General features: G+C 39.5%; 26 protein-coding genes. 9 read left to right on the top strand and 17 right to left on the bottom strand.

What is annotated here, in order from left to right:
• Positions 1-108 precede the first annotated feature (108 nt).
• On the bottom strand, positions 109-549 hold the full coding sequence (locus J2Z66_RS22365) for a hypothetical protein (protein ID WP_209974539.1): 441 nt from the start codon (positions 547-549) through the stop codon (positions 109-111).
• Positions 550-562: 13 nt separating this feature from the next.
• Positions 563-814 carry a DUF2164 domain-containing protein gene (locus tag J2Z66_RS22360; protein ID WP_209974537.1) on the bottom strand — a complete coding sequence of 84 codons (252 nt, stop codon included), beginning with the start codon at positions 812-814 and terminating at the stop codon, positions 563-565.
• A 413-nt stretch (positions 815-1,227) separates the two neighbouring features.
• Here J2Z66_RS22360 and J2Z66_RS22355 point away from each other — a divergent pair, with 413 nt between their 5' ends.
• A complete protein-coding gene (locus J2Z66_RS22355) occupies positions 1,228-2,121 on the top strand; it encodes a hypothetical protein (protein ID WP_209974535.1) in 894 nt (297 codons plus the stop codon).
• A 102-nt stretch (positions 2,122-2,223) separates the two neighbouring features.
• On the opposite strand, the gene J2Z66_RS22350 is transcribed toward J2Z66_RS22355, so the two are convergent.
• Positions 2,224-6,033: a cadherin-like beta sandwich domain-containing protein gene (locus J2Z66_RS22350; RefSeq protein WP_209974533.1), complete on the bottom strand. Its 3,810-nt coding sequence runs from the start codon at positions 6,031-6,033 to the stop codon at positions 2,224-2,226.
• 354 nt (positions 6,034-6,387) lie between these two features.
• On the opposite strand from J2Z66_RS22350, the gene J2Z66_RS22345 reads away from it, so the two are divergent.
• Positions 6,388-8,997 carry an S-layer homology domain-containing protein gene (locus J2Z66_RS22345; protein ID WP_209974530.1) on the top strand — a complete coding sequence of 870 codons (2,610 nt, stop codon included), beginning with the start codon at positions 6,388-6,390 and terminating at the stop codon, positions 8,995-8,997.
• An 82-nt stretch (positions 8,998-9,079) separates the two neighbouring features.
• Here the strand turns inward: J2Z66_RS22345 and J2Z66_RS22340 are convergent, their stop codons facing one another.
• From J2Z66_RS22340 to J2Z66_RS22330, 3 genes are all read right to left on the bottom strand, one after another.
• The gene (locus J2Z66_RS22340; protein ID WP_209974528.1) at positions 9,080-9,427 is read right to left on the bottom strand and encodes a VOC family protein; all 348 of its coding nucleotides are present in this window, start codon (positions 9,425-9,427) and stop codon (positions 9,080-9,082) included.
• A 115-nt stretch (positions 9,428-9,542) separates the two neighbouring features.
• Positions 9,543-10,496, bottom strand: coding sequence for a phosphotransferase family protein (locus tag J2Z66_RS22335; protein WP_209974526.1), 954 nt, complete (start codon positions 10,494-10,496; stop codon positions 9,543-9,545).
• A 25-nt stretch (positions 10,497-10,521) separates the two neighbouring features.
• Complete coding sequence (locus tag J2Z66_RS22330) at positions 10,522-11,118, bottom strand: GNAT family N-acetyltransferase (protein ID WP_209974524.1); 597 nt, start codon at positions 11,116-11,118, stop codon at positions 10,522-10,524.
• A 165-nt stretch (positions 11,119-11,283) separates the two neighbouring features.
• Here J2Z66_RS22330 and J2Z66_RS22325 point away from each other — a divergent pair, with 165 nt between their 5' ends.
• Positions 11,284-11,976 carry a hypothetical protein gene (locus J2Z66_RS22325; RefSeq protein ID WP_209974523.1) on the top strand — a complete coding sequence of 231 codons (693 nt, stop codon included), beginning with the start codon at positions 11,284-11,286 and terminating at the stop codon, positions 11,974-11,976.
• 147 nt (positions 11,977-12,123) lie between these two features.
• Here J2Z66_RS22325 and J2Z66_RS22320 read toward each other — a convergent pair whose 3' ends face one another.
• The 3 genes from J2Z66_RS22320 to J2Z66_RS22310 form a co-directional block, all read right to left on the bottom strand.
• On the bottom strand, positions 12,124-12,582 hold the full coding sequence (locus J2Z66_RS22320; protein WP_209974521.1) for an NUDIX domain-containing protein: 459 nt from the start codon (positions 12,580-12,582) through the stop codon (positions 12,124-12,126).
• 32 nt (positions 12,583-12,614) lie between these two features.
• On the bottom strand, positions 12,615-13,370 hold the full coding sequence (locus J2Z66_RS22315; RefSeq protein WP_209974519.1) for a creatininase family protein: 756 nt from the start codon (positions 13,368-13,370) through the stop codon (positions 12,615-12,617).
• Between the two features lie 196 nt (positions 13,371-13,566).
• Positions 13,567-14,043: a GyrI-like domain-containing protein gene (locus tag J2Z66_RS22310; RefSeq protein ID WP_312894710.1), complete on the bottom strand. Its 477-nt coding sequence runs from the start codon at positions 14,041-14,043 to the stop codon at positions 13,567-13,569.
• A gap of 168 nt (positions 14,044-14,211) precedes the next feature.
• Here J2Z66_RS22310 and J2Z66_RS22305 point away from each other — a divergent pair, with 168 nt between their 5' ends.
• Positions 14,212-14,643 carry an SRPBCC family protein gene (locus tag J2Z66_RS22305; protein ID WP_209974515.1) on the top strand — a complete coding sequence of 144 codons (432 nt, stop codon included), beginning with the start codon at positions 14,212-14,214 and terminating at the stop codon, positions 14,641-14,643.
• Positions 14,644-14,743: 100 nt separating this feature from the next.
• On the opposite strand, the gene J2Z66_RS22300 is transcribed toward J2Z66_RS22305, so the two are convergent.
• Positions 14,744-15,268: a shikimate kinase gene (locus tag J2Z66_RS22300; protein WP_209974514.1), complete on the bottom strand. Its 525-nt coding sequence runs from the start codon at positions 15,266-15,268 to the stop codon at positions 14,744-14,746.
• Positions 15,269-15,311: 43 nt separating this feature from the next.
• On the bottom strand, positions 15,312-15,674 hold the full coding sequence (locus J2Z66_RS22295; protein WP_209974513.1) for a nuclear transport factor 2 family protein: 363 nt from the start codon (positions 15,672-15,674) through the stop codon (positions 15,312-15,314).
• Positions 15,675-15,854: 180 nt separating this feature from the next.
• Between J2Z66_RS22295 and J2Z66_RS42860 the strand changes: the two genes are divergently transcribed.
• The 4 genes from J2Z66_RS42860 (at position 15,855) to J2Z66_RS22280 (ending at position 19,604) form a co-directional block, all read left to right on the top strand.
• On the top strand, positions 15,855-16,694 hold the full coding sequence (locus tag J2Z66_RS42860; protein WP_245375741.1) for an AraC family transcriptional regulator: 840 nt from the start codon (positions 15,855-15,857) through the stop codon (positions 16,692-16,694).
• Positions 16,649-17,482, top strand: coding sequence for an ABC transporter substrate-binding protein (locus tag J2Z66_RS42855; RefSeq protein WP_312894709.1), 834 nt, complete (start codon positions 16,649-16,651; stop codon positions 17,480-17,482). The genes J2Z66_RS42860 and J2Z66_RS42855 overlap by 46 nt, the downstream gene beginning before the upstream one ends.
• 118 nt (positions 17,483-17,600) lie before the next feature.
• Positions 17,601-18,575 carry an ABC transporter substrate-binding protein gene (locus J2Z66_RS22285; RefSeq protein ID WP_209974511.1) on the top strand — a complete coding sequence of 325 codons (975 nt, stop codon included), beginning with the start codon at positions 17,601-17,603 and terminating at the stop codon, positions 18,573-18,575.
• A complete protein-coding gene (locus tag J2Z66_RS22280; RefSeq protein WP_209974510.1) occupies positions 18,576-19,604 on the top strand; it encodes an NAD(P)/FAD-dependent oxidoreductase in 1,029 nt (342 codons plus the stop codon). It abuts the gene before it with no gap.
• Between the two features lie 16 nt (positions 19,605-19,620).
• Here J2Z66_RS22280 and J2Z66_RS22275 read toward each other — a convergent pair whose 3' ends face one another.
• The 6 genes from J2Z66_RS22275 to J2Z66_RS22250 form a co-directional block, all read right to left on the bottom strand.
• On the bottom strand, positions 19,621-20,148 hold the full coding sequence (locus J2Z66_RS22275; RefSeq protein ID WP_209974645.1) for a DedA family protein: 528 nt from the start codon (positions 20,146-20,148) through the stop codon (positions 19,621-19,623).
• A 78-nt stretch (positions 20,149-20,226) separates the two neighbouring features.
• Entirely contained in the window at positions 20,227-20,580 is a 354-nt protein-coding gene (locus J2Z66_RS22270; protein WP_209974509.1) for a CDP-alcohol phosphatidyltransferase family protein, read from the bottom strand.
• Between the two features lie 198 nt (positions 20,581-20,778).
• Positions 20,779-21,333 carry a QcrA and Rieske domain-containing protein gene (locus tag J2Z66_RS22265; RefSeq protein WP_209974508.1) on the bottom strand — a complete coding sequence of 185 codons (555 nt, stop codon included), beginning with the start codon at positions 21,331-21,333 and terminating at the stop codon, positions 20,779-20,781.
• A 576-nt stretch (positions 21,334-21,909) separates the two neighbouring features.
• Positions 21,910-22,452, bottom strand: a complete 543-nt coding sequence (locus J2Z66_RS22260) for a hypothetical protein (RefSeq protein WP_209974507.1) — start codon at positions 22,450-22,452, stop codon at positions 21,910-21,912.
• A gap of 179 nt (positions 22,453-22,631) precedes the next feature.
• A complete protein-coding gene (locus tag J2Z66_RS22255; protein ID WP_209974506.1) occupies positions 22,632-23,414 on the bottom strand; it encodes a helix-turn-helix domain-containing protein in 783 nt (260 codons plus the stop codon).
• Positions 23,415-23,643: 229 nt separating this feature from the next.
• Positions 23,644-24,093 carry an NUDIX hydrolase gene (locus J2Z66_RS22250; RefSeq protein ID WP_209974504.1) on the bottom strand — a complete coding sequence of 150 codons (450 nt, stop codon included), beginning with the start codon at positions 24,091-24,093 and terminating at the stop codon, positions 23,644-23,646.
• Between the two features lie 274 nt (positions 24,094-24,367).
• On the opposite strand from J2Z66_RS22250, the gene J2Z66_RS22245 reads away from it, so the two are divergent.
• On the top strand, positions 24,368-24,940 hold the full coding sequence (locus J2Z66_RS22245) for a MepB family protein (protein ID WP_209974501.1): 573 nt from the start codon (positions 24,368-24,370) through the stop codon (positions 24,938-24,940).
• Positions 24,941-24,963 lie beyond the last annotated feature (23 nt).

Genomic DNA, 24,963 nt, shown 5'->3' with positions numbered 1-24,963 from the left:
ATCGTCAGCAGGTCAACAAATAAAAAAGAAGCCGCAGCAAAGCAAGCTCCTTAACTATCGAGTAAATGTTGCAGTTTTTATCGCTACAGAAGCTCACGTTTTATTAATTTAATCCCAGTAGTTATAAATAACCTCACCAATTTTTTCAGGCTTCCAATACGCTACCTGCGCCAATTCAGCAGTATTTAACTCATGCCTTGGAAGTAAGGGCTCATTTAGTTCCTTTGTACTCAAAACTTTGTAAAAAGAACTAAAAGATTTCAATAGCCTAGATTCATCAATAAAGTTTATGTATCCAAATTCAACAATAGCAGCAAAAGCAAGATAATGATAATGCTCATTAAGTAATATATGAAAATGATTATTAAAAATCTCAACTTTAACATTATAAAAGTTCATTGGATATTGTGGTTCTCTAAACTCTAACACCTCACCTCCATTATCAGTTGCAATAGCAAAACAAATTTGTTTGAATTGCTTTCCATCGACATATGGAGGTTTATTGTTTTTTGAGTCATAAAAACCAGTTATTCCATTAGGGAGTATCATTTACTCACCACTTTCAATTCCTCTTCATTGTCTGTTTAATTGATTGAAGGTCTTCTTCCATAGCAATCATTTTTTGTCCGACAAGTTTTACCGAGTCATCAATAGCCTGATTGTAAATAACTGGGCCCATTTCTTTTATCATAAAATCAAGTAAAAACTCTGCAGCCAAATCACCAATTTCCTCTGATCGTTCTTCATAAAAATAATTTTGCAGCCGTTTTACTAAGTTTTCTTTATCTTCTTTTGGGATTTTTATGACAATCAATACCCACACCTCTTCCATCAGTTATACGATTACTTCGTTGATTAATGATACAATATGCAATACTAAAAGCAAAGATTAGTTATCGCATTATGTAGTTATCCTGCCCCTTTACTTTAACAAAACTAAGATGAAATACTACAAATCATGGTTTTAAATCTCCTTAAATCTTAACAAGTGATTGTGGTCTTTTTATTTTAAATGAATAAATAATAATTTACCCATTATTTAGTATAATTTACCCATATACTTACATTTTCATAAATGTTTAAATACAAAAAAGGAATGATGACTATTAAAAAATTGAAATAGCTTATATATTAATTATCCTAATACAACAGGAAAAATTATAAATGCTCCCTGTTGCACTACGATATAATTTTCACATTATTTTGCTAGAATCAGGAGTGTGGAAGATGAAGAAAAAGATACCGTTCATCGGCTTAGTAACAGGGATAACCCTACTTATTTGCTCTTGTTCCACAACAAGCAACCCTAGAAATGGCGTAGTGATCGCCAGCAGGGACATACCCAAGGAAACCATACAGGTAACGGAGAACTATGTTTCACCGAATCCGGAGGAAAAACTGCCAACCGGCTTCACGAAAGTAAATATCAAAAGCTCTCTTGAAGAATATATAAATTATAGGTTGTGGTTTTATCCAGAAAAAGTCCAGGGGAATTACTCCGCCAAAAGTTTTGATCCCTATATCGGTCAAACAATTGATATTGAAGTTCGTTTATATTCCGATATCTCTGGAAAGAAGAAAGTATATGCCCATACGAGCATTGGCGAGTGGCTGGCCATATTTGAGATAAAAAATGGAATCGTCTACTGTGATGGCCAAGTCAGTAAAGATGAAAACCTCTGGCCCCAAGACAAGTTTGAGGTAATTGAAACATTTTCAGTTGAAGTGAAACAGCCTCACAAACCCAATTATGGCACATCTTCGCGTAAGGATAGGATGATAGCGGCTTTAGAGACCAAGCTAAAGGCTCTTTGTGAAGATTTTACTAGAGGTTCTGACGCTGAGAAATGGTCTAATGCAATGGTATATATAGAGGACTTTTATGAATATGAAAGTGGAGGCGGTGCTTGGTTTGTTCGACAGGATGGGTATGCATGGTATTCTCCAGTACATCTTGTTGAAAAAAACAATGATTTTGAGGCTGAAGGTATGAAGGGGTTCGGTTTAAAAAATATTAATTCATTAGATAAGTATGATCCTGGTCGAGATAATTTCGAGAAACATATCCATGATGCCGTTAAGCAATTTACATGCAAAAGTAATGTTAAACCTGGTGAATAAAACCCGACTTTATGTTTTAAATCAAAAAAAAACTGCACAGAGAAAAAGAGTTAGAGACAATAACTCATCCCTAACTCTTTATTAAGTCGTTCTTCCTGTGTCCTATTTATTATATTTCTCAAGAACTGAATTGACTAACATTGCAACTTCAGCCCGTGTACCAAGAGCTTTAGGCTTTAATGATCCATCTGGATGTCCTTGTACAAATCCTTTTTGGATTGCAGTGGCTATGTCCATTTTTGCCCAGTCGCTTATGGTAGAATTATCATGGAATTTGTTAAGTAATTGTTCGGCCAAGGTCTCCGTCAGGACGTTTCTCGTTCCATTTAAGTCAGCTTCCAGCAATTCGGAATATCGTCCGATGATAGCCAGCATTTGCTCTCTTGTAACGAAGACCTCTGGTGAAAATATGTTTCGAGATACTCCATTTACAAGACCAGTATGGCTGCCTATTGCTATTTTGTTGTAATACCAGGATGCCCTCGGTACATCTGTGTATGCTATTTCTGGAACATCTTCAGATACACCTTCTAGGGAGTTTACTAATAATGTTGTTAATTCGGCTCTTGTTATGTTGTTGTCTGGTCTGAATGTGTTGTCTTCGTAGCCGTTGATCACCTTTTTTTGCTGCAGTGATTCGATTGCCTGCTTAGCCCAGTGGTTTCCAACATCTGAAAAAGAAGTGAAGAATGTCTTCGTTTCATCTTCCTCCCATTTCAAGGCTGAAGAAGAAAGGCCCTCGTTTTCTTTTCCCTCAAGCTTAGGGGCTCCTGTCAGACCGCTTTCACTGTAGTTACCGCCAAAACAACACCCGCCTATATTTCCTCCACCAGCAGGTGGGTCAGTTTTCTCTTGTTCCAAGACACTAACATTGACAATTTGTTCTACAACCGATGTGGTTGTACCATCAAGGTTATTTACAATTGATGTAATGGTGTACGTGTGGTCCCCAGCGGATAAATTGTCTTCGTAAAATGGTAATTTTCCAGCTACTACAGAGTAGTTACCAATATCTTTACTTTCATTTGTGACCGCATTAAAGTAAGTTGCATGAAAAGTCCCATCTGGATTTTTCAGGTATGTCCACCGCGGGTTACGATCTACGTGATACTCTTCAACATCTGCACGAATCGGGAAGTAAAATTCCACCCTCTCTCCAACTAAAACTGCTGGTATTTCTATCGGCTCAGTACCGGGATCAGTACCAGGCTCTGTGCCAGGCTCAGTTACTGGAAGAGGAAGAGTTGAAACGGACACTTGAGTAGATCCAGACGCCCCGACGGCATTCTTCGCAGTTAGAGTATAGGTATAGGTAGATAAAGGGCTCACTGATGTATCAACAAATTCTGTTAGGATACCTTCGTATACCGGTTTCTGTTCCGATTTCTGTTCCGATTTCTGTTCCGATTTCTGTTCCGATTTCTGTTCCGATTTCTGTTCCTGTTCATTGTTATCCCGCGTTATAACATATGAAGTTACATTATTCACGCTCCCCCAATTAAGGCTGACTGATTCATGTGAAACCTTAGTAGCGGTTAAGTTCTCAGGGGTTGTAGGTACAGAGCCCAAGGTTTCTACTGATGTAGTTGCTATTACCGAGTCTCCCAGATTGTTACGTGCAATCAATGAGTACGTATATCTAGTAAACTCAAGCAGATCCGAATCTTCGAAAAATGTCGTACCTGAACCTGCTACCATTACTGGAGCGTTGTTATCCCGTGAGATCAGATAAGACTCGGCATTTTCAACCGGATCCCAAACTAATTTTACTGAGGTTTTTGTTATCTCAGAAGCCTTAAATGTTGTTGCTCCTGGTTCTGGCACTACAATAGGAGGTTTTGGGTCAGACTTTTCACGAGTTACTAAGAACGTATAGACCTTTTTATTTCCGTTTTGTGCTACCACTTCGATTGAAATTGGATTTAGTCCCTCCTGTAGAGATAATGGATCAGAAGGAGAGCCACTTGTTGTCAGATTACCATTTATGAAGATTATTGCGTTTGTATCCACTTTGTCAGCTATTAGCAAAATAGAATCTACTTCAGTTGGAACTGTTGATGTGTATGAGGTCTCTGCCGGGTCAAAAACAGGACTAAATGAAATATTAGGTATCTCTACAGATTGTAAATCAGCATTCTCACTCTTAACTTCCGATTGTTCATCTCTAGTTATACGAATGGTGTAAATTTTCGTTTGCCCATCCTCAGCTTCTACAGCAATACTGAAATCACTGACTCCTTCTCCCAAAGGGAAATCGCCAGAACGCTCATTTTTAGCTACAGGCTGATTGTTGATCTTGATGTTAGAGAAGGTACTTGAAGAAAAAACTGTAAAACTCATGGAGTCAGTTCCATATGGAACGTTCGAGGTGTAGTGAAGCAAGTTTTCATCAAAAGGCTCATTCAATACTGCGCCAGTTAAAAGAATAGCTGTTAAACTGTTTTCAGAAGAAAACTCCTGCTTTACAAGTATCGTGTACTCTTTTAGAACTCCTGACTCTGAAAGAACAGAAATAACTAATGTATCTTCGGCTTTAAGAAGCAAAGGCTGTGAATCTACCCCTGATTCTAAAGGAATCCCGTTGTAACTTATTTTAGCGTTGGTATCTTCTGTTACCGCATTAAGTATGACTGGTGTTATAGAACTCTTAATTATGTAACGGATTGTATCTTTGTCGAACCCGGGTGTTAGCTCTACGCCACTGATACTCAGACTGGAAAGAAGATTGTTTGCTGATTTTGCACGATCTGTCTTTACAGTTAAAACAGCTTTTTTACTAAGTTGACCATCCAGGCTATAGCCTTGAAGGGAATACACATAGTTAGTATCTGGGGTTAAATCCTTATCCTCATAGCTAAGGTTAGTTGAATCGGCAATTTCTTTGCCGTCTCTGCTTAATTTATAGCCCGATGCCCCTTCTATGGGTGACCAGCTAAGGCTGAGGTAGGTATCGCCTGTTACCGTCTTCTCGAACTTTGACGTCATTGGCAGTAATGGATATCCGGATGTTAGTACTGTACCCTTGGTATGTAAAAATTGACTTTCAAAGCCCTCTATTGTCGCCGTTACTGAGTAAGAGTAGGGTGACTGGCTGCGCAAGCCTGTGTCGGTAAAGGATGTCTGGGTTCCTGAGTAAACTAATTCTCCATCCCTATACAGGTTGTAACCCGATGCCTTTGAAACCTCTGACCAACGGATATCGACATAATCATCAGCTGCATGCTCGACAATAAAATGAGCCGGCTTTTGAATAACAATATCTTCTCCAACTCTATGCGGATCTTCTACCGTTCCTTTTCCTGTCTCAATAAGTGTATCAGGCTTTAAGTATAGGGCTGGTCTGACACCACTTAGAGAGTCCGAAGACTTAGCGTGAATCCCTGCCGCTGTTGCGAAGCTAATATGGGGTGAATCCTTTGTTTCCCGGTTTAATAACCAGTATTCCTGGGGTGTGGAAGGTATGCTCCCCTTGTAAGCCTCATATTCTTGAGTGCTTAGTAAACCAATACTGGCTACGACAATCTTGTATACCCCGCCTACCGTGGGCACAGTGTGTCCTAAGTACCAGGTTCTGGTATGTATATACGATTTGTCCTCAGGGCTGATAGTATCATAGAATGTAGTGTTTAAATAATGAGCCACGCTTTCAGGATCAACTGCATCAAAAGTGGGTCCATAAGGAACTTCAGGTGAAACTTCACTACTAATCAAGTAATTATCTGCAATCACATTCCAGAGTCTTCCACTGAATAAAACAAAATCACCAGCAGTCACTTTGTTATGACCAAACCAAACCTGATTAGTCAGGTCTTCTGCACCAGCTTTTTGTGTAGGGAGAATAACTCCTGCTAGTAGATTACAAATGAACATAAAAGCTACCAAAATTGATACTCTTCGTTTAAAGTTATTCATTTGTCAAGGAACCCTCCACAGTTGTTCCCGCTATTGGCGCGGCACAACCTCTTATTTTACAACTGATGCAACAACAACCCTACAAACTAATGAGCATCAACTCCTGTAAAGTGTTTTTAATTCATTGCAAGCTGACTAGATTGACTCTGCACAAAGTGCTATTGGTTCACTGGCAAAACCAGAGCTGCCCATTTTTACCAACATGATCATTGTATCAAATCATCCGATTGAAGAACATAGGAATTTAGGCTTTTTTGTCGGAATAAGGGGTCCTATGTTTAGAATTTGTACAGCGGCTTCATTTATACTCTAGTTCAGCAGCATAACTACAAGAGAAGTGAAAGGGAGACTAACATGAGGAGTGTCTTAATCTCAATACTTGCTTTATTGTTTATCGGAGTTAACCTGACAGGAACGTATGTCCATGCTAATCCTGATAACGGAGATACGGTTACACTCGACCAATCTGGTATTTCATCCCCCTATGGACTGGCTTATTATGATGGAGAAGTATACGTAGCTCAGCGTGATAAGGGAATATCGAAGTTCACGTTAGCCACTGGGGCTGTAACGCAAATCGTTGCCTCAAATCAATCCTTTATGTCTATTGCAGTGAATCAGGAAGGGGATTTATTTTATACTGTAGACAGCAGCAATAAAATAAATAAAATACCACGCAGCGCCCTGAGCGGTCAACTGCCCTTAACGGCAAATGAACTCGCAGCAATCTCTACTGTGTACCACCAAGCCTCTTTCAATTATGTTTATGGGCTTGCCTTCAACTCCGCTGGTGACCTTTATTTCGCAGGCTACAACTCCAATGGTATATTCGTCTTACCCAAGGACAGCTCCACATCCACGCAATTGTTGGCGGATATAACTCCTGCTGCTAATTTCTATGCAATTGCCTTCGATAATGCTGGGAACTTATATCTAAACAATATTAACGGCAATTTCTACAAAATCTCCTATGAAGCTTTCAGTGCTCCACTAACCAGCAGCTCAATGGTTAACACAGGTAAAAGAGGAGAAGTATATGGCCTTACATTTTTACCTGATGGTAGATCTTATACTGGCAATGCGGGTGTAATTACTGAAATCAGTTTTCAATCCCCTCCTGTCATCACTCTAAATGGACCTGCCGTCATTAACATAGGCTTTGGTGAAGAGTATGAAGAAGCTGGTGTAACCATAGTTGACGAAAAACATGAAAATTTAATCGCACAAATCACTTACTCCAAAGATGGCCTTCAAGTAGACCGCGTTAATACTGGAGTCGCAGGTACCTATAAGGTACACTATAATGTGACCAATCCTTTAGGACTGAAGGCTGCCGAAGTTAAACGCACGGTCATAGTGGAATCTCCCATTGCTGTAACAGGGATTACTCTGGACCAAAAGACGTTGAACCTGGAAGCGAACGGCACTTCTTCAACCTTAAATGCGGAGGTCTTGCCAGCAAATGCAGCAAATAAGACTATCATCTGGGAAAGCAGCGACCCTAACATCGCGACAGTTACGGACGGAATTGTACGTCCCGTTAGCGCGGGAACCACAACAATTACTGCCAGTACAGTTGACGGCGACTTTACCGACACAGCTGTCGTAACCGTAACAAGCGTGCCATCTCCTGCTCCCACGAGTGTTGGAGAGAAGATTACACTGGCCGTCAAAGATAGCACAGGCCAAAACCTCTCAAACGCAACAGCTACTCTTACACGTACAAGCGGGGCCAATGGTCAAAAAAAGGATGAAGTCACCTTTTCTCAAGGCAACGCACTTGAAACCATCTCAAGCCTGCAGGCAGCGAAGCAAACAATCGCCAGACTGATTCTTCCGGACACTAAGGATGAAGTCGAACAGGTGAAGGTATCCTTCACCCACTCAGCAGCCAAACTGCTGGCAGAAGCTAATATTAGCATCGAAATTCATATGAACGATGTCATTGTCTCTATTCCGGCAGCATCCTTGACAAATTATACGGAAGATGTGTATTTCCATATCGTTCCGATCAAGGAGAAATCCGCTCAGAATGAAGTCGAGGATCGGGCAAAGCAGGAGAAAATTGTAACTAAGGCAATTGGCAGAGGGACTATCAGCATTGTTGGCCGTCCTATGACGATTGAGACCAATCTGCAAAGCCGCGCGGTGGAGCTGGTGCTTCCTCTGGACCCACAGATCGTTCCGCAGGATGCAGCAGCACGCAAGCAATGGCTAAGCCGTCTCTCCATTTTCGTTGAGCACAGTGACGGGGAGAAAGAGCTGATTCAGCCGCAAGTCGTTAATTTTCAAGAAGGAAAATTGGGATTGAAATTCACAGTAACAAAATTCAGCACATTCACAATTGTGGATTTGCCGCAACAAGAAGTTGAAGTGCCAAACAAGCCATCCATCCTGTACAAAGGATATATGCAAGGATATCTGGATGGCACGTTCAGACCGGATCATACTATGAGCCGCGCTGAGATGGCCATGATTCTATCGCGTCTAGAGGCAGGAACATCCACTCCAGCTTCAGCGGCAGCTCCTTATTCTGATGTCCCGTCCTCCCATTGGGCACTTCAGGCCATCCTCTATACGCAAACAGCCGGATTGATGGACGGCGTGTCGGGTAATGTTTTTGCCCCGGGACAAGCTATTACACGTGCTGAGATGGCAGCTATATCCAGCCGTTGGCTGAACCTGACCGGCGAAGGCCAGTCGCAAGCCAGCGACATTAGCGGGCACTGGGCATCAGCTTACATCAAGCAGGCCAGTCAGGCAGGGATCATGACGGATTTGCAGGATGGAACGTTCAAGCCTAATCAACCTTTGACACGTGCAGAAGCTGCAGCAATTATTAATCGTATTCTGAAGCGCGATGTTAAACAAGCTCCCGTAACAACCAGCTTCACAGATGTCCCATCCACTCACTGGGCATTTTCAGATATTATCGCAGCTTCAACTGACTTTACTTCGAAATAAGCTGCAATAGCTGACAGCTTCTTGCCTTAGAAAAGGACCTGACGATACCTCGTCAGGTCCTTTTGCCATTTATTTAATAGGCTTATTTCTCCCAAAGCTCGATCAGTCGACCATCAGGATCTTCAATCCAAACAAACTGTCCAAATTCACTAATCTCTTTTTTCTTTGCAAGAGGTACACCAATATGTTCAAGATGCTTAATAGTCTCGTTCAGATTATGTACTTGGAAATTTAACATCACTTGTTGTTCTGTTGGAAAATAACTGTCATTCTCAGTAAAGAAAGAAAAGATAGTCTCATTGCCTAATTCGGGTTTTATCACAGTCCCATTCCAATTATCTATTTCAATCTTCAACACTTCACTGTACCATTTTTTTATAACTTCAAGATTCTTAGTTCTCCAAAATATTCCTCCGAAACCTTTTATCATCGTATCTAACTCCTGTCTATCATCAAATTTTCAGCTATTCGATTACATTAGATATTCGAGATTTGAATTTAAATTCCTTTTTCAACTATACTACAACCTCCCCGAATACTTGTTCCTAAATATCTTTACCTACGATCATATTAATATAGCTTTGAAGTGACTCCAAAGAATGATGATTATTTTCCCACGATCCCAAAGTCCATGCCATATACCGTAATCCAATATAACGTGAGGCAACTTTATATCGTTCAGCAAAGTAATTCTGCTGTATTTCTATCCCTTGTAAAACAAGTTCTTGACGGTATTTCTCTGCTTTTTCATAAGTATTAAATCGAAGGGGTATGTCAAAATAAAAGGATCCATAATGAGCTTCTTCCCAGTCAATAAAATAAAGATCATCATTACTACCGACTAATACATTTCCTGGATGCATATCTGTATGGATCAAAGTATGTGAACTTTCATCATTTATAACAATCTCCATATCATCAATTATTAGAGCAGCAACTGCTTTGATTTCTGGAATATAAGCAGCAAAAGTTTCTAAAAATTGTTCGTTTTCAAGCGCTTTATCCCAAAAAGGTTTCCAACGTTCATCGAGCATTTTTATAATATAAACACGGTCAGCAACGGGTAACCAAGCGAGGTCGTCCTTAAGTCCATAGTTTTTACTATGAATATGTGCTAAAAGTTTATACTCACTTCTAAGAATCTTTTCTATGTTGAGTTTACTATAGTCTGTGTCAAAATCTATATCTTGCATGTAGATAGTACTTGGTTCATCTGATTCATAATTATATGAGAAGTTAAACGGTACATTAGCTGATTGCTTGTATAATCGGGAAAGAACACGACGTTCGATCAAAGTTGATCTTTTGGTTATAAAAGTTATTACTTTTTCTTCCTTGTTATCCATTATAATAATTTTATGGCGTACGATATCTTCAGCTGAAAACCCCTTAGCTATTGCCTGCTCCTCTACTTTTAAAATCTCAGCCTCTGAAGAAACAAATAATTTAAGTGTTTCATTAATAATACCGTAATGTTCATTTTTATCATTATTGTACATGTGATTAGCTATCCTCCACTAAATACTAAACATGGGATCTTGTTTCCTTACTAAGTTTGTAACAATTAATTTTCTCGCCTTCAATCTCCATAACATTTATAAAACGAAAACCACATTTTTGTATGACTCTATTGGAGGGAATGTTACGTATCAGAGCAATTATGTTAATTTCCTGTACATCTGTTTTCTCAAATAAAAACTTGATAATGCCTTGTGTCGCTTGAGTTGTATAGCCATTATTTCTGTGATGCTTTGATATGGCAAACATGATCTCCCTGTTCGGAGGCGGCAATTCCTCTTTTATTCCAGTGCAACACCAACCGATAAACTCCCCGGTCTCCTTTGATATAATTCCTAACCGTAAACGAAGCTGCGCAATATTGCCACCCTCCGAGACAGCCTTTAAGAACTGTTTGTTTTCTATTAATTCGTGATTAATTAACCACTCTAACCGTTGTTCCTTGGATACATCCCATCCTGGCAAAAATTCTGTTATTTCAGATTGCTGGGTAAGAGCGTAAAATTCGTCCAAATCCTCAATTCTATACTCACGCAAAATAATATCGGCACACTCAATCGTGAAAACGTTGTTTGTGTATTCAAATTGGTTAGTTGAATTCATTCGCATCAGCCTCCAAGTAAACCCAATGATTACTGAACATTATTTATATTAACCCGTTCTTGTTTATCCTAGTATTTCACATTTTGCGACTTAAGTCTCTGGGAATTAGAAAAATAAGGTAATATAATCAAAATAGAGAAATACACGATAGGAGCAGGATTAAAAGTGGAATATTTTGAAATAGTAGATAAACGTGTTTACTTAAAACATAGAAATTTGAAATATACAAAATATGAAGATTTAAATATAAATTCTCTGGATATCCTGGAAGCCTCATCAAATTTCCTATCACCAATAGCTCAATATTTTATAGCTCCATTTATATTTTATGAAATTGAAAATGAACTTACTATAAATATTGCCTTGCATGATATTGATTTACATGGAGATGCCATGAAGCAAATAATATGTCATTTTGAAAGCTTACAAATTGTTACATCAAAAAAAATTCCTATTGAAGCAAGACTAAATAATCTAAAAGCTGCATCAAAAGAAGCATTCCTATCATTAATGAACCAAAAAAAGATTAACCCATTTGTTCTGGATTTTTATCATTATTATGGTCGGTATGTGGCTTCAGGAGATTTTAAGGAAGTGAAATTAAATAGAACATGTGTGGAGCCTTTATCTAAAGATTCTGTTGAACCCCATCAGATAAAAGAATTTGAGGAAATCTGGGATTTTCTCAAACTAATGAGTCACGATAAGACCTACGTTTCGTTGTCACCAAAATGGTTATTCTCAGATAATTTGATCAATAGTATTTGTGTCCAATTTTTTTCCTTTACTTGTAAAGAAATTTATCTTTCCGTAGATAATCCATCCTCGCGAGTACTTGGTGTTTACCTTTATCTTTAAAGCTATCGATTCCCCCTTGGAGCTGTTGAACGGAAAGAACGCTTGCTCCAGGATGTACCTTATCGACAACCCCTCTAAGGGCACGATCGGATAATGTTTTGTAGATCGGAAGCATTGGCGTCCGTCCTTTCCGTATCGAACTTATTCCTAGTTCACATCCCCAAGATAACGAATTTCTATTTCATTGTTTATAATGATTTTGCCGAGCGCTTTAGGATACAATCTAATTTCATGAAGTTTCTTAATTTCAATCCACTCAACACCTACCTGATCTTTATCAGGATTCGTACCATTCACGCATGGTGAATCATTTGAAGCTAATGAGCAGCTAAAATAAAATTCAACTTGATGAGCATCTGAGTCCCATTCTGCGAATTCATGACTTTTTCCAATATACTCACGTACATAAACAAGATCACTAACCATTACTTTTTCCCCAATCTCCTCTAAACACTCTCTATAAACAGTATCTTTCAGTTCTTCTCCATGATCTTGCCCCCCACCGGGAAATAAATAAAAGAAACCAAAATCATCTTTGTTTTTGGTCAATAAAATCTTTTCATCTTGAATAATTATTGCTTTAGCAGAATTTCTGATTGGCTTCATGTTACCTCCTGTTATAAAATTAATATGCTGAATCATCCTTGGGTTTTTCGCCAATATCCCTTTTCAAGGATTAGTTTCAGACCTTCAGTTCTTTTTTGAATATATGTATTCCAAAATATTTTACCTTTTTCAGCCAGTTCCTCATGTGAATATTTTCCTTCTTCAAACTTTCCCCAACAACCATCCTGAGTTAGCTTTTCCCAACCTAAGTAATCTGCATAAAGACGGTTTTCTGGAGGTATGTCTGAACCCATAGAATTCATTTTAACCAATTCAGGACAAAGCCACATAGCTGTACAAACGGACAATAACCCGCCATGCATTTCGTTTAAACCTTGTAAACCTGCCTTTTCAACTGCCTCTTCCCATGCAATATGATTATTATGATTTGCGGAGATTAAGATAATATGAGGGTACTTGTAGTTCATATGCTTGACGAAGGCTCCCTCCCAATAGGATCCACCATGTCCAGTACAGACCAAGAACTTCTTAAAGCCTTGCCTTGTTAAGTTGCAAATAATTTCCTCCAACATGGCTGTTAAAATATTGGGGCTTACCGTCACTGTTCCCTTGAAATTGGCATGTTCCTCAGAGGTATTAAACGGGATTGTAGGTAACACGTACGCATTTAGTTCTCTCCCATAAGCATCAGCGTATAACTCTGCGATAAGCGTATCCAAATGCATGGGTAAGTACGGTCCAAACTGTTCCGTTGCTCCTACTGACAAAACAACAGTATCAATCCCACTTGATGAAATTTCCATTGTCGTGTTCTTAAAACTAAACATATTAACACTCCCTAAAAAGTTCAAATTCCTAATATACAACAAATTATACCATTATAGGACCGTGGAAAATGGATATAACTAAATTATCCTTTGTACATCAATCTCTTCTAAACGTAGCAACAATACGCCGCCGCGATGCTGCTTTTTTGTCGAACTATCGTGGCTTGTTAACGTATTGGAGGCGTGTTGAGTATAATTATATTCTTTCAACTGGGAAGTATAAGTACAATTCTCCGGTATCATCTTTAGGATTATAAAATTCTTGAATGGCTCCAACGATTTGATAATTGTTTTGAGGTAAATAATCTGTAATCATTTGATTAAACATGTTCTGATAAGAATCTTGAGTGCATTTTATTACAACATATTTGAATGCTGGAATGACCCATTTTGTCCATCCCTTTGGGGCAATAGCATCGTCTGTAACTTCGCATCCTGCTAAATATTTACCTTCTTCTTTCCACCTTTCAAATTTCTCATCCACATCACTCATAGCACCCCAAATTCCAGTAATATTACCTTCAGCATCCAACTTCGCGAAACTGCTTATCTCAGCAAAGCTACTATTTGCCTCTTGCCATAATGGAGGTATCCACTTGGATCCTTCAATCGCAAGTCCTTCCCCCATTTTACCAATAACTGAAAACTGCTGTTTTTCGATAATATCGACCACTTTTTCTTCCCTCCTGTATGAATAGTTCCTTGTACATTTTACCATAATATACTTATCAAGGTTCAAAAAACAGGTTAGCAAACAGCAATCCATAAGAAATCACATAGGAATTTTTATGGTATAATTACTCATAGAATTTAAATTTAACCTAGTGAGGCGGTAGTTATAATGGAAACAGGTAATAAAACAATAACGATAGAAACCACAGTTCATAAACCGGTTGGAGAAGTATGGAAATATTGGACAGAGCCACAGCATATAACAAAATGGAATAATGCTTCTGATGACTGGCATGTACCAAAAGCCGAAAATGATTTAAGGGTTGGCGGGAGTTTTCTAACAAGAATGGAAGCTAAGGATGGAAGTTTCGGATTTGATTTTAGTGGAGTTTATGATGAAGTGAGAGTAAATGAATTTATTTCTTACACTATTGGAGATGGAAGAACAGTTACGATTACTTTTATTAGCCAAGAAAACGACACTAAGGTAATTGAAACTTTTGAAGCAGAAACCACCAATTCCATTGAAATGCAGGAAGCAGGCTGGCAGTCGATTCTAGACAATTTTAAAAAATATAGTGAAACCTCCAAAGAAGCTTAAGATAAAATTATTATTTTAAACCTTCCTTTCGGAAGGTTTTTTTATGCTAACAAAATTAAATGTTAGAGACTAGGAGTTGCCCAGAAGAAGCTCCTCACTATCATTCACCGTTAGTTGAATTATCACAATGACTTTCTTGTATTTTCTCTATAATTTCACTAACACATTGTTCTATATCCTTATTTGAGCAATCAAGAGTTTTATCACTATACTTCAGGTATAATGGAACTCTTTCCTCGTAAACATCCTTAAGACTATTTCCTTTCTTTATTACAATGCCTCTGGTTGTTATGTTTATTAGTCTCTTATTTATTTCTTCATATGGCACATGTAAATAAATAATCCGTCCACCTTGTTTAAGGACATTCATAGCTTTTTCTGAATATATTACACTTCCGCCTGTAGATATAATGCAATTTTTAAGTTGCAGCTCTGACACAATTTTTTCTTCGACTTGCATAAATTTTTCGATACCATCATTATCAAGTATATCCTGTAGCAACCTGCCTTCATGTTGTTGTATAACAATATCTGTATCCACGAAATCCATTCCTAATGCTTTTGCGAGCAGCACACCTAAAGTGCTTTTACCAGCCCCAGACATACCTATAAGAACTATGTTCATATTCTTCCTCACTGTTGTCTTCCTTTCATTTAATCATAAAAAATCAGCAGTGTTTACTAGGTGTCCCTTGATGAAAAAACATCTTCCATCTGCCATCTCTATATCTCCAAATTGAACTGCGCAATGTATGCTGCATTTTTACTTCGTTGAATATTCGGTATGTAGTTAGCACTGATTCGTTAGACAGGGGATGTATTTCAAAATTACTAAGTATCATTTTCACTGCACCTATTCCCTCTTCAGCAACCCCATTGCTTTTATACCATATGTCACCTGAGCTTCCAAATTCAAAAAAATCGTCTGCTAGTAATAATGAAAGTTCTTCTGGAGATGTACGAACCTCTGTTTTTAACAACCGTTCTTCCAGTTCAAGTAATTGAGCCCTTAATGAAACGTCATTCTCCATTTTCATAACCACCGCTTCTTACCAATATTTTGATTACTCACTTGGACTCCTATATCAGGTTTTCGTCTTGCGCCGTTTACCGGGGATATCATATTATTACTATTATAACATATGATTATCACCACTAAGTGAGCGGTTAAATGATGAGATTATTCCTCTTTTTTCAAAAGGAGCATAGTAATGATGAATTGGATAGAACCACAACAAAATGTGAGCCAATGGATCGCTCAATGGGAGTCAACCAAGCCGTTAACAGCTAAATGGATGACTGAGGGGGAACTCCATTATTGCTTAAGTCATGCATTCATAATTATAACGGACGGCCATGCTGTTTGGAATATTAATGGGCACCATATTCATGTAGCTTTCGGTCATTTAATTGCCATTGAAGAGAACTCGGTTATCGAGGTAGTTGAGGGCGGGAATCTGGATTTGGCAGGCTGGCAAATTGATTTTAGTACGTATTCTTTGTTCAATAAAGAACGGGAAGCAATGAAATTTGAGTGGCATGTGCCGCTGGGTAGCAGCTATCAGATCATGCAGTTAACGGGCGGTTTTTTAACAAGTATCAGTGATCGTTTGAGTGAAGATTTGCTTCATGATGTCAATGAATCGATGATTGAAAATCAGCATCTTTTATATGGATTATTAAAAAATGTATACCAGAAACAGCCCGCGGATCAGCAGACAACCGAAAAAGGAATTATGCGTTCGATTGCCTATATGCAGGAGCATTATGATGAGGTGATCACGCGCGAGCAATTAGCGCAAATTGCAGGAGTAAGCCAGTGGCATTATTCTCGAAAGTTTAGTGAGCTATGCGGCAAACCGCCCTTAGATTATCTAACAAATTACAGGATCTATCGTGCCCAGGAAGAGCTGCTATTAACTTCAGCGAAATCTCAGGAGATTGCCAAAAAAGTAGGTTTGAGGATGCCCATTATTTTAGCCGCCGCTTCAAGCATTTTACAGGAGTGTCCCCGAGAAATTATGCTCAAACCCTGCTCCAACGAAAAATAGTATCGATTTCTCCGCTCTGTGCTGAAGTTTTAATCGAATTAGGCATCATACCGCATGCTGTCATGGTCACTCCTTTACTTTTGCCTCAGCATCAACGGCAGCTGTTTAACGAGCATCAGGTTAGGCTGCTGGAAGTACCGCAGTATGTGATACATCCGGAGTTCATACAACAGGAGCAGCCGGAATTAATTATCGGAAATTTTGTAAGCGAAAATATGAAGAAGAAATTGCGCCCAATCGCACCCCTGCTAGCAGGTCTCACGAACGATATGGAGACTCTTCTTCAGCTATTTGCAGCTATTTTTAATAAAAAAGAAGCAGCAGCTAAACTCCAGGCTCATATGCAGCATGAAGTGAATAGAGCAAAGAAGCAGCTTCAATCCGGGATTCCTGCCTCTGCTACTGTAATGGTTTTACGGGTTGAGCCTTTCGGATACCGGTATTTGGGAGGAAACGCAAACGGAGTATCCAAATTGCTTTATAGAAAGCTCGGTCTATCACTCCCTGAATCGTTAAAGACGGGCGAGGCGTGGTTTAACCCTTGCTCCATTGAGCAATTACTTCTGGCGGATCCAGATTATTTATTTGTGGAGAAACGTGTGATGGAGAATTTTAGCGCAGAGGAAAATATGGAGAAACTAATGGAAAGCAACCAGTGGAAACATTTAAAAGCGGTAAAAGAGAATCGGGTTTTCTATGTGGATACCAGTCTTTGGGTAGATGGCTGCGGAGTCACGGGGCATCACCTTATCATCGGTCAAATTGTTAGCAGTCTATTAAATCGCTAAAGCACGGAGCACAATAATCCACCTTAATACGCACCATCAGCTATGGAATGCTGTCCTCTTATTTGATAATCTTTGATAGTGATAATTATTATCAATTAAAAAAAGGGGCGAATACCTAATGTCGAGACGATTTATTTTACTTTTTGGAACAGCATTACTAGCCATTATCTTAGTGGCATGTTCCAATTCTTCGGATAAGAAGCAAGCAACTTCTACTGAAGATCCAGAGAAGCCTGCAACAAGAGTGGTGAAGGATATTTTTGGAGACGTGACCATTCCAGCCAATCCGAAAAATATACTTGTATCGAATTCAAGTTATGCAGAATATTTAATTGAGATGGGAGTTACACCCCAGTTAGTATTAGTAGTTCCTGAAATTGAACCCGATTACCGTGCACCCTATTTACAAGAACATGGTGTTGAAATGATCGAAAACGCACAATATGAATATAACTATGAGCAATTGCTGGGCTTATCACCGGATTTAATTATTGCATCAGGAAGAGGCATGGAGACAAAAGTATATGAAGAATTGTCCAAAGTTGCGCCGACTATCGCTTTGACTTCAGGTATCGGCATGCATGATGCGATGCCAAAGCTGGCCGAGCTATTCGATAAGAAAGAACAATCTGAAAAAGTTTTGGCTGAATTTGATCAGAAGGCGAAAGCGGCAAAAGAAAAAATTCATCAAGCGATTGGTGACAAAACCGTACTCGTACTCCGAGTGGAGCCAAAGCGATATCGTTATTTAGGAGCAAAGGCTGACGATGATGTTAGCAGGTTCTTTTATGAAACACTAGGACTAAAAATTCCTGAAATTTTTAAAGATACAACAGAATGGTTCACACCCTTCTCCTTAGAAATCTTGCCTGATATCAAAGCGGATTATATTTTTGTAGAAAAAAGAAGCATGGAAAACTATGACAGCTCAGAATCATTGAAGGAATTGGAAGAGAACCCTTTGTGGAAAGGCTTGGATGCCGTAAAGAATAATCATGTATTTCCGCTGCGCACCAATGATTATATTTCAGCTAAAGGACCCATTGGAACAAGCCTGCTCATTGACTATATTGTAGAAAAACTGGTGCCTTAAATGAATACAGAACAACTTGATATTTACGATATAACGATTGTTGGCGGCGGTCCTGCCGGTATGTATGCGGCTTTCTATAGCGGAATGAGAGCAATGCGCACCAAGTTGATTGATGCTAAAGAAGAATTAGGGGGCTTCATGCGCACTTATCCGGAGAAGTTAGTTTGGGATGTAGGCGGAGTTGGTCCGATACGTTGTGAAAAATTGATTGATATTCTGGAGCTTCAAGCGAAAACATTCGATCCAACTCTGGTGTTAGGCCAGGAAATTGCCCATTTGGAACGGCGCGATGATCAGATCTTTGTTTTGACAGCGAAAACGGGGGAACGTCATTATACACGCACCCTATTATTATGTGCCGGCAGGGGAATGACGCAAGTTCAAAAGCTGGATGTTGAAGGGGCCAACCGTTATGAATTGACGAATCTTCACTATACGATTACAGATTTGTCGAGATTTAAAGATAAACGTGTTCTTATTTCAGGCGGTGGCGATTCTGCCGTTGACTGGGCAAATGAAATTGTAAAACTGGCCAAACAAGTCATCGTTGTTCATAGACGAAATGAATTTACCGCACACGAACTGCCTGTAGCGCAAATGAAAGCATCTGCTGAGGTAATGACACCATATAGAATCTCTCGCTTACATGGTGCGGGCGATCAGATTAAAAGCGTAGTTCTCGAACATTCAGATACTGGTGCTATCGAGCAAATTGAAGTAGATGAGGTTATAGTGAGCCATGGATTTGACCGGGATTTTGGCGGTTTACTGAAATGGGGGCTAGACAAAGAAGACTATGGCGTCTCTGTTGATCCGCGAATGCGAACAAGCATGCCGGGTATTTTCGGCGCTGGTGATTTTATTACCTATGGCAGTAAAGTCCGTCTAATCGCAGGCGCCTTTAATGACGCCGTTCTAGCTGTCAATAGTGCAAAGCTCTATCTGGACCCGGCAGCTTCAGATATGGCTGGTGTTTCTTCTCATAATGATCGTTTTTTTGAAAAAAACAAAGCAATTATCCATCAGTAACAAAAAGAGCGTGTGGCTAGAAAAATAACCCCAGCAAAGAAGAATAAAAAGTGGGCAGATCGACGGATGCCCCGACGAAGTAACCGATTGAAATAAAAATAAGGCACCAGCACAAAGCTCCCATTCCCGCAAAAAGCAAATATTTTCGCAGGCTCATATCGCTTACCCCTGCCATGTAGCAGGTTAGATGGCGAATGCCCGGAATGTAGTAGCCCATGCAAATTACCCAAGGTCCGTAGCGCTCGAACCAAATCTCGTTTTTTTCAAGCCTTTTTGCCGTAAGCCTGATCCATTTCCCATATTTCCAGAGCAGTGATTTGCCGAATTTCCTCCCAAGGGCGTAGCTGCACAGCATGCCGGTCATGGCGCCGAAGAAGCTAACTACAACGGATACCGGGAAGAGAAGCAGCCCCTCAGAGGCGAGATAGCCGACAACGGTCATCAGGATTTCATCGGGGATAGGCAAGCCAATAATACCAAGAGCCAGACAGAAGAAAATGGCGATGTATCCGTATTGAACAATCATATCTTGTAGGAAAGCTATAGTGTCCACGCTCCGTTTCTTCTGGAAGGATACTGAGAATACTGAGAATTCCGAGGATGCTGATTTGCCGAAGTTGCCTCAGTAACTTTTTTTGTTGATAAGATTGGGTTTGGTGATTTTGGGAATTTTAATCCGACTGACATTAAGCAGCAGGCCAGAGACCGGCATTTTGTGCAAAATGACCAAATATACAATCAAGGACGGGGCCGCGCCGAAGGAAATCAGTGCTGCGAGCGAACGGAACACTTTGCCAAATTCGTTGGCCAGACCTAGTTTATTCACGAAATAACTGTCAAATCCGGTAAGCACTCCCGCTAGAACAATACAAAGTACCGCTTGGGAAGGCTTGTTATGAAACGATAAAAACAGGGATATCATGCCCGCACTGATGATGGCAGTCTTAAGCAAAGTGGGAATCTTTTGAACCAGCATGGGATCACTCCTTTTCATTGAATGTTAGCAAATGTTAGTGTATCAAAAAGTTATGAATGGAGAGTGAACAACCTTTATTTTTTTCAACTGGCCGCTAACACCATGATTTTGAACGAACATCAAAAAAGAGAAGCCGCTTAAAGCAACTCCTCCACAAAGGTATCCTTCCAGTTCAATGAAAAGGCCATTCATTGAAAATCAACTCCGTTGTCGCTTTATAGGAGCCGAAATATCAATATAAACACTGCCGCCCGCAATAATAGGTTCATAAGTGTCCAAGGGAGGAAGCTGCAAGCGGATCTCGTTTCCCTTTGCATCGTATTGAGCACCATGACATGGACAGGAAAAAAGCATCTCTGGCCGCGATTTCTTCTCCGTCTCGGATGAAGGGTTTATTGTGCAACCTAGGTGTGTGCACACGGGTGAAAATACTACTAATTTACCTGTCTCGTCTTTGGTCACATACACAAAACCTTTTACGGGCTTTGTTGCCCACGCATCACGAATGACGGCTTCATAATCTATCTTTTCAACACCTTGCGCAGTCTGGAACCAATCGAACTCTCCAAGGTTCACGACGTTTTCCGGTATTTCCGCCGAACTCTTTTCCATCCCTTTACGTTGTTGGAGGGCACCGTAATAGAACAACCCCGCACTCCCCGCCAATATACCCGCCGCCCCCAGCGTCAACTTACCTGTTGTGCTCAGAAACGACCTTCTACTGATTTTTTTAGGCAACTGGTCTTTTTCCATCGCAATCACCTCCAGGGATTAGTTAATTTAGCACAAAAAATAATGACCTCAAAATCAATTATCCCATATATTCCCATGTTTAAATTGTTTATATTTTACAACTTCATGAACTACATGTAATCTTATCTACAACAACTGTGTAGAACCAGGAAACTTCAGGAAAATCAAACAGAAAATGCAAGAAAGATTTTTCCTCTTGGTTGGAAGGGATTCCTAGCGTGCAAAGGCGATGGGGATGAAGAGCTGCTACTTAGCGATGTTTTTCATCGTTAAAAGTACCGAATCCCCTCCAATACTTACTTTAACAATGAAAATCATCGTTAAAATCCTTTTTTGCCACCCAAAGAGGCCATACGTCCTCCTTTAACGATGAAAATCATCATTAACGTGACGGTTTGACCTAGGAACACTCCCTTTAACGATCAAAAACATCGTTAAGTGGAACATACGCTCCATTCGGGGGAGACGCTGCTACTAACGTTCTCCAACCCGCCGAACGTGGTTGTAGAACCCGTGAGATGCCGCATAGCAAGGTCCTCTACAACTATTGTTTCTCGTTTGTGTAATATCGATGTTTCAAATCACTTCTATTACAAACACAGATGAAATATCTCCCTTTGAATATTTACCATCTTCAGATTGCCAGAAGGCTGAAATACCATAATAGTAGACTCCTCTTTCTTTAGGAACAACATAATACCCATCTGACAAAGGAATTTCAATAATTTCATCATTTTGGTACTGTTGTACAATCAATTGAGTAGGCAAGGGCTTATAGTCAAACGAAACACGGATTGAGGAACCGGGAGAAACAACCGTAGTAGATTTTGCTTCTACCATAGCTTTTCCCCCTGCATAATCCGCACAGCCTAATTTCCCCCAGCAATAACTACTTTGGACGACCGGGATCTCTGTAGTCCCTGAAGTTACTTTGGGAATGGGAGGAGATTTCTTATGTATTTTAATACCGACGCTCTTAGCATAACCCTCATACCTTGTATTCGAGACTAAATCAGCTATTGCGTTATTTCCTAAGGGTGTTAAGAAAATAAATGCTCCTACAACCAATAATCCAATAATCATGAAGGTCGCCCATTTAAATACTCGTTGTCCTAACAAATTTCAAGCCTCCCTAGTCTGACTTTTACTGATATATTCCAATATAAGTAAGACGTAGGCAAGTTAGAAAGGGTTGCAATAATTCAGCATGTTATCCTGCCTCTCGGCTTAAAGTCGTGAAAGCTGCTATCGCCCCGGATTAATTTAGCAATTACATAACCTTTTGTCTGCTGCAATTACTATTTACTTCGCTCATACGCTTCCAGCAAACATTTAATTGATATTCCGTTGATTATTAAGCCATCAATCTGACATTCTTGTATGTTCAAACCTGACAAATCGCAGTTTTTGATCACACTATCTCGTAAATTAACATCCTCTATGTAGATTGGTTCACACGTTTCGGGTTGGAGTAACCAACTATCTTTAAGTGTTGAACCCTTGATTTTTACCCCTGATAAATTACAATCAATTATTTCGACTCCCGCTAAATCGCAACGGTCAATAGTACTCCGTTTGAAATCATTTTCTGAAAAGCGAATGGGTACCGTGTGTCCCCCTAGATCATGAATTACCGCTCCATTCATCTGACTAAATCCAATAGAAAGGCCATCAAGATCGAGGTGCCTCAATGTGAGATTAGCCATACCTCCATGGTGAATTCGCATATCGTTTAAACGACTATCAAATATTTCAGCCCCATCTAAATTAACATCACGCATCACAATACCTTGTAAATCAGAACTTTCAATTTTGACTTCCGAGAAATCAGCCCTTATCATAGTCATTTTTTTGTCTTGTGCACCAACGGTCTCGCTACCAAAGAATAATGAATCAATAGAACATTTAAACAAAGTTGATATTTTCGGTAATAATGTTATGTCAGGCGTCGCCATTCCTGTTTCCCATTTGGATACGGCTTGTGCAGTTACACCCAATAAATCCCCTAACTCCTGCTGTGTAAAATCATGTTCAAGTCGAAGAGCTCTTAAACGTTCATTTAATTTATTTGATTCTGACATAAAGCCACCCACCACCTCTGCTTGACTAGTTTTATCATTACATATGAGTTGGTGAGAAGCAATGTAAACACAGTTGATAAACATACAACCATGGGTTGTAAACATGTAATTTTAGCAGTTGAAACTACCATTGAGATTTATTAATTTTTCTTTGATGGTTAAATATCTTTTCGAACCTAATAAAAGTTCGTTTTTGGCAGCTTAAACTAGCCTAATGCTCTCTCCTAAATCAAAGTTTTAAATCTCTATAGTCAATTTCATATGTCTTCAAACTACAGTGATCTATATCCTCACATCTTTCATACATCTCATAATAAATTAGTCCATATAATAAGTTCTCAGGAAGTTTCTTAACTAACCTAATTTCCTCAATTTCATAATCGGGTAATTCGTGTAATTCTTTAACTTTGACAAAGAAAATCATGCCGTAACTCTCATTCATTAAGTATACTCCAAATGGTGTTAGTTCAAATTGGACTGCCCCGGTTTCTTCGTACAACTCTCTACTTGCCGCCTGAATTAAATCCTCATTCTGCTCTCTCTTCCCCCCAGGTAATTCCCATAGTTGACGTTGCTTGTTCCGTATAATAATTAGCTGATTTTGATATACGGTTATCATCACGACATATTTAATTTCACTAGAATCAACTTCATTAAGCCCAAACCAAGAACACTCCATGTTTAAATTCCTTTTCCCAATTTTTATTGGGTAATTTTACTTTAAGCTGCTATCTCCCTCATCAGATCCATTTCCACTCTTAACTTCCGAACTGAAACCATAAGAATTATTCGTCTTATGATAGTAACCATCCTTTCCTTGACAGCTCTTTGGTATTGTTCTACCGTGTCTGATTAGCTGAAATGAACTTGTGAACTAGCTGCATTTGCATTATGATAGTGAAACATTAAGAACAACAATGGAGTGCTATATGGAACATGGGGGATTTGAACAAATGAATGAAAAAGATCAAGACTTTTCAGAAGCATGCCCTATCGATCAAAATTCCTGGAATTCCTCTGACTCAATTCATAGTGACCTACTTGCCACCAAGGATCTTGTCTATAAGCCGTGCAGGTTTGATTGCTCTCAGCCACTCCCAGAAGTACAAAATGCTGAATACGGAGCATATGTATTTAACTTGAATGCCTTCTCCATTAGATTTCGTGTCGCAAGAACCACTCCTACCAAGGTCGGACAATTTGTGACGTTATGGGAGAGACTTGGAGATGGGCCTATCCAGCCCTATGACGTATCCGACCCAGTCGATTTCTTCGTTATTAGTACACGTAAAGGTAGTGACTTTGGGCAGTTTATATTTCCAAAAGCAGTTCTATGTGATCAAAATGTATTATCCAATAAAGGTGAAGGCGGGAAAAGAGCACTCCGCGTTTACCCGCCTTGGGACAATCCTACGAGCCGTCAGGCTCAAAAAACTCAGAAATGGCAGTTGGAATATTTTCTAGAGATACCAGTGAATACACCAATAGACGTTGTTCGTACTCAAATACTTTACGGTCCCAGATAAGGTCTCTCTCATTCATGGATCTA

This window comes from Paenibacillus eucommiae (assembly GCF_017874215.1).
Taxonomy (GTDB): domain Bacteria; phylum Bacillota; class Bacilli; order Paenibacillales; family NBRC-103111; genus Paenibacillus_AI; species Paenibacillus_AI eucommiae.
The sequence above is the reverse complement of the archived record's forward strand: the minus strand, read 5'-3'. Positions and strand labels throughout refer to the sequence as shown.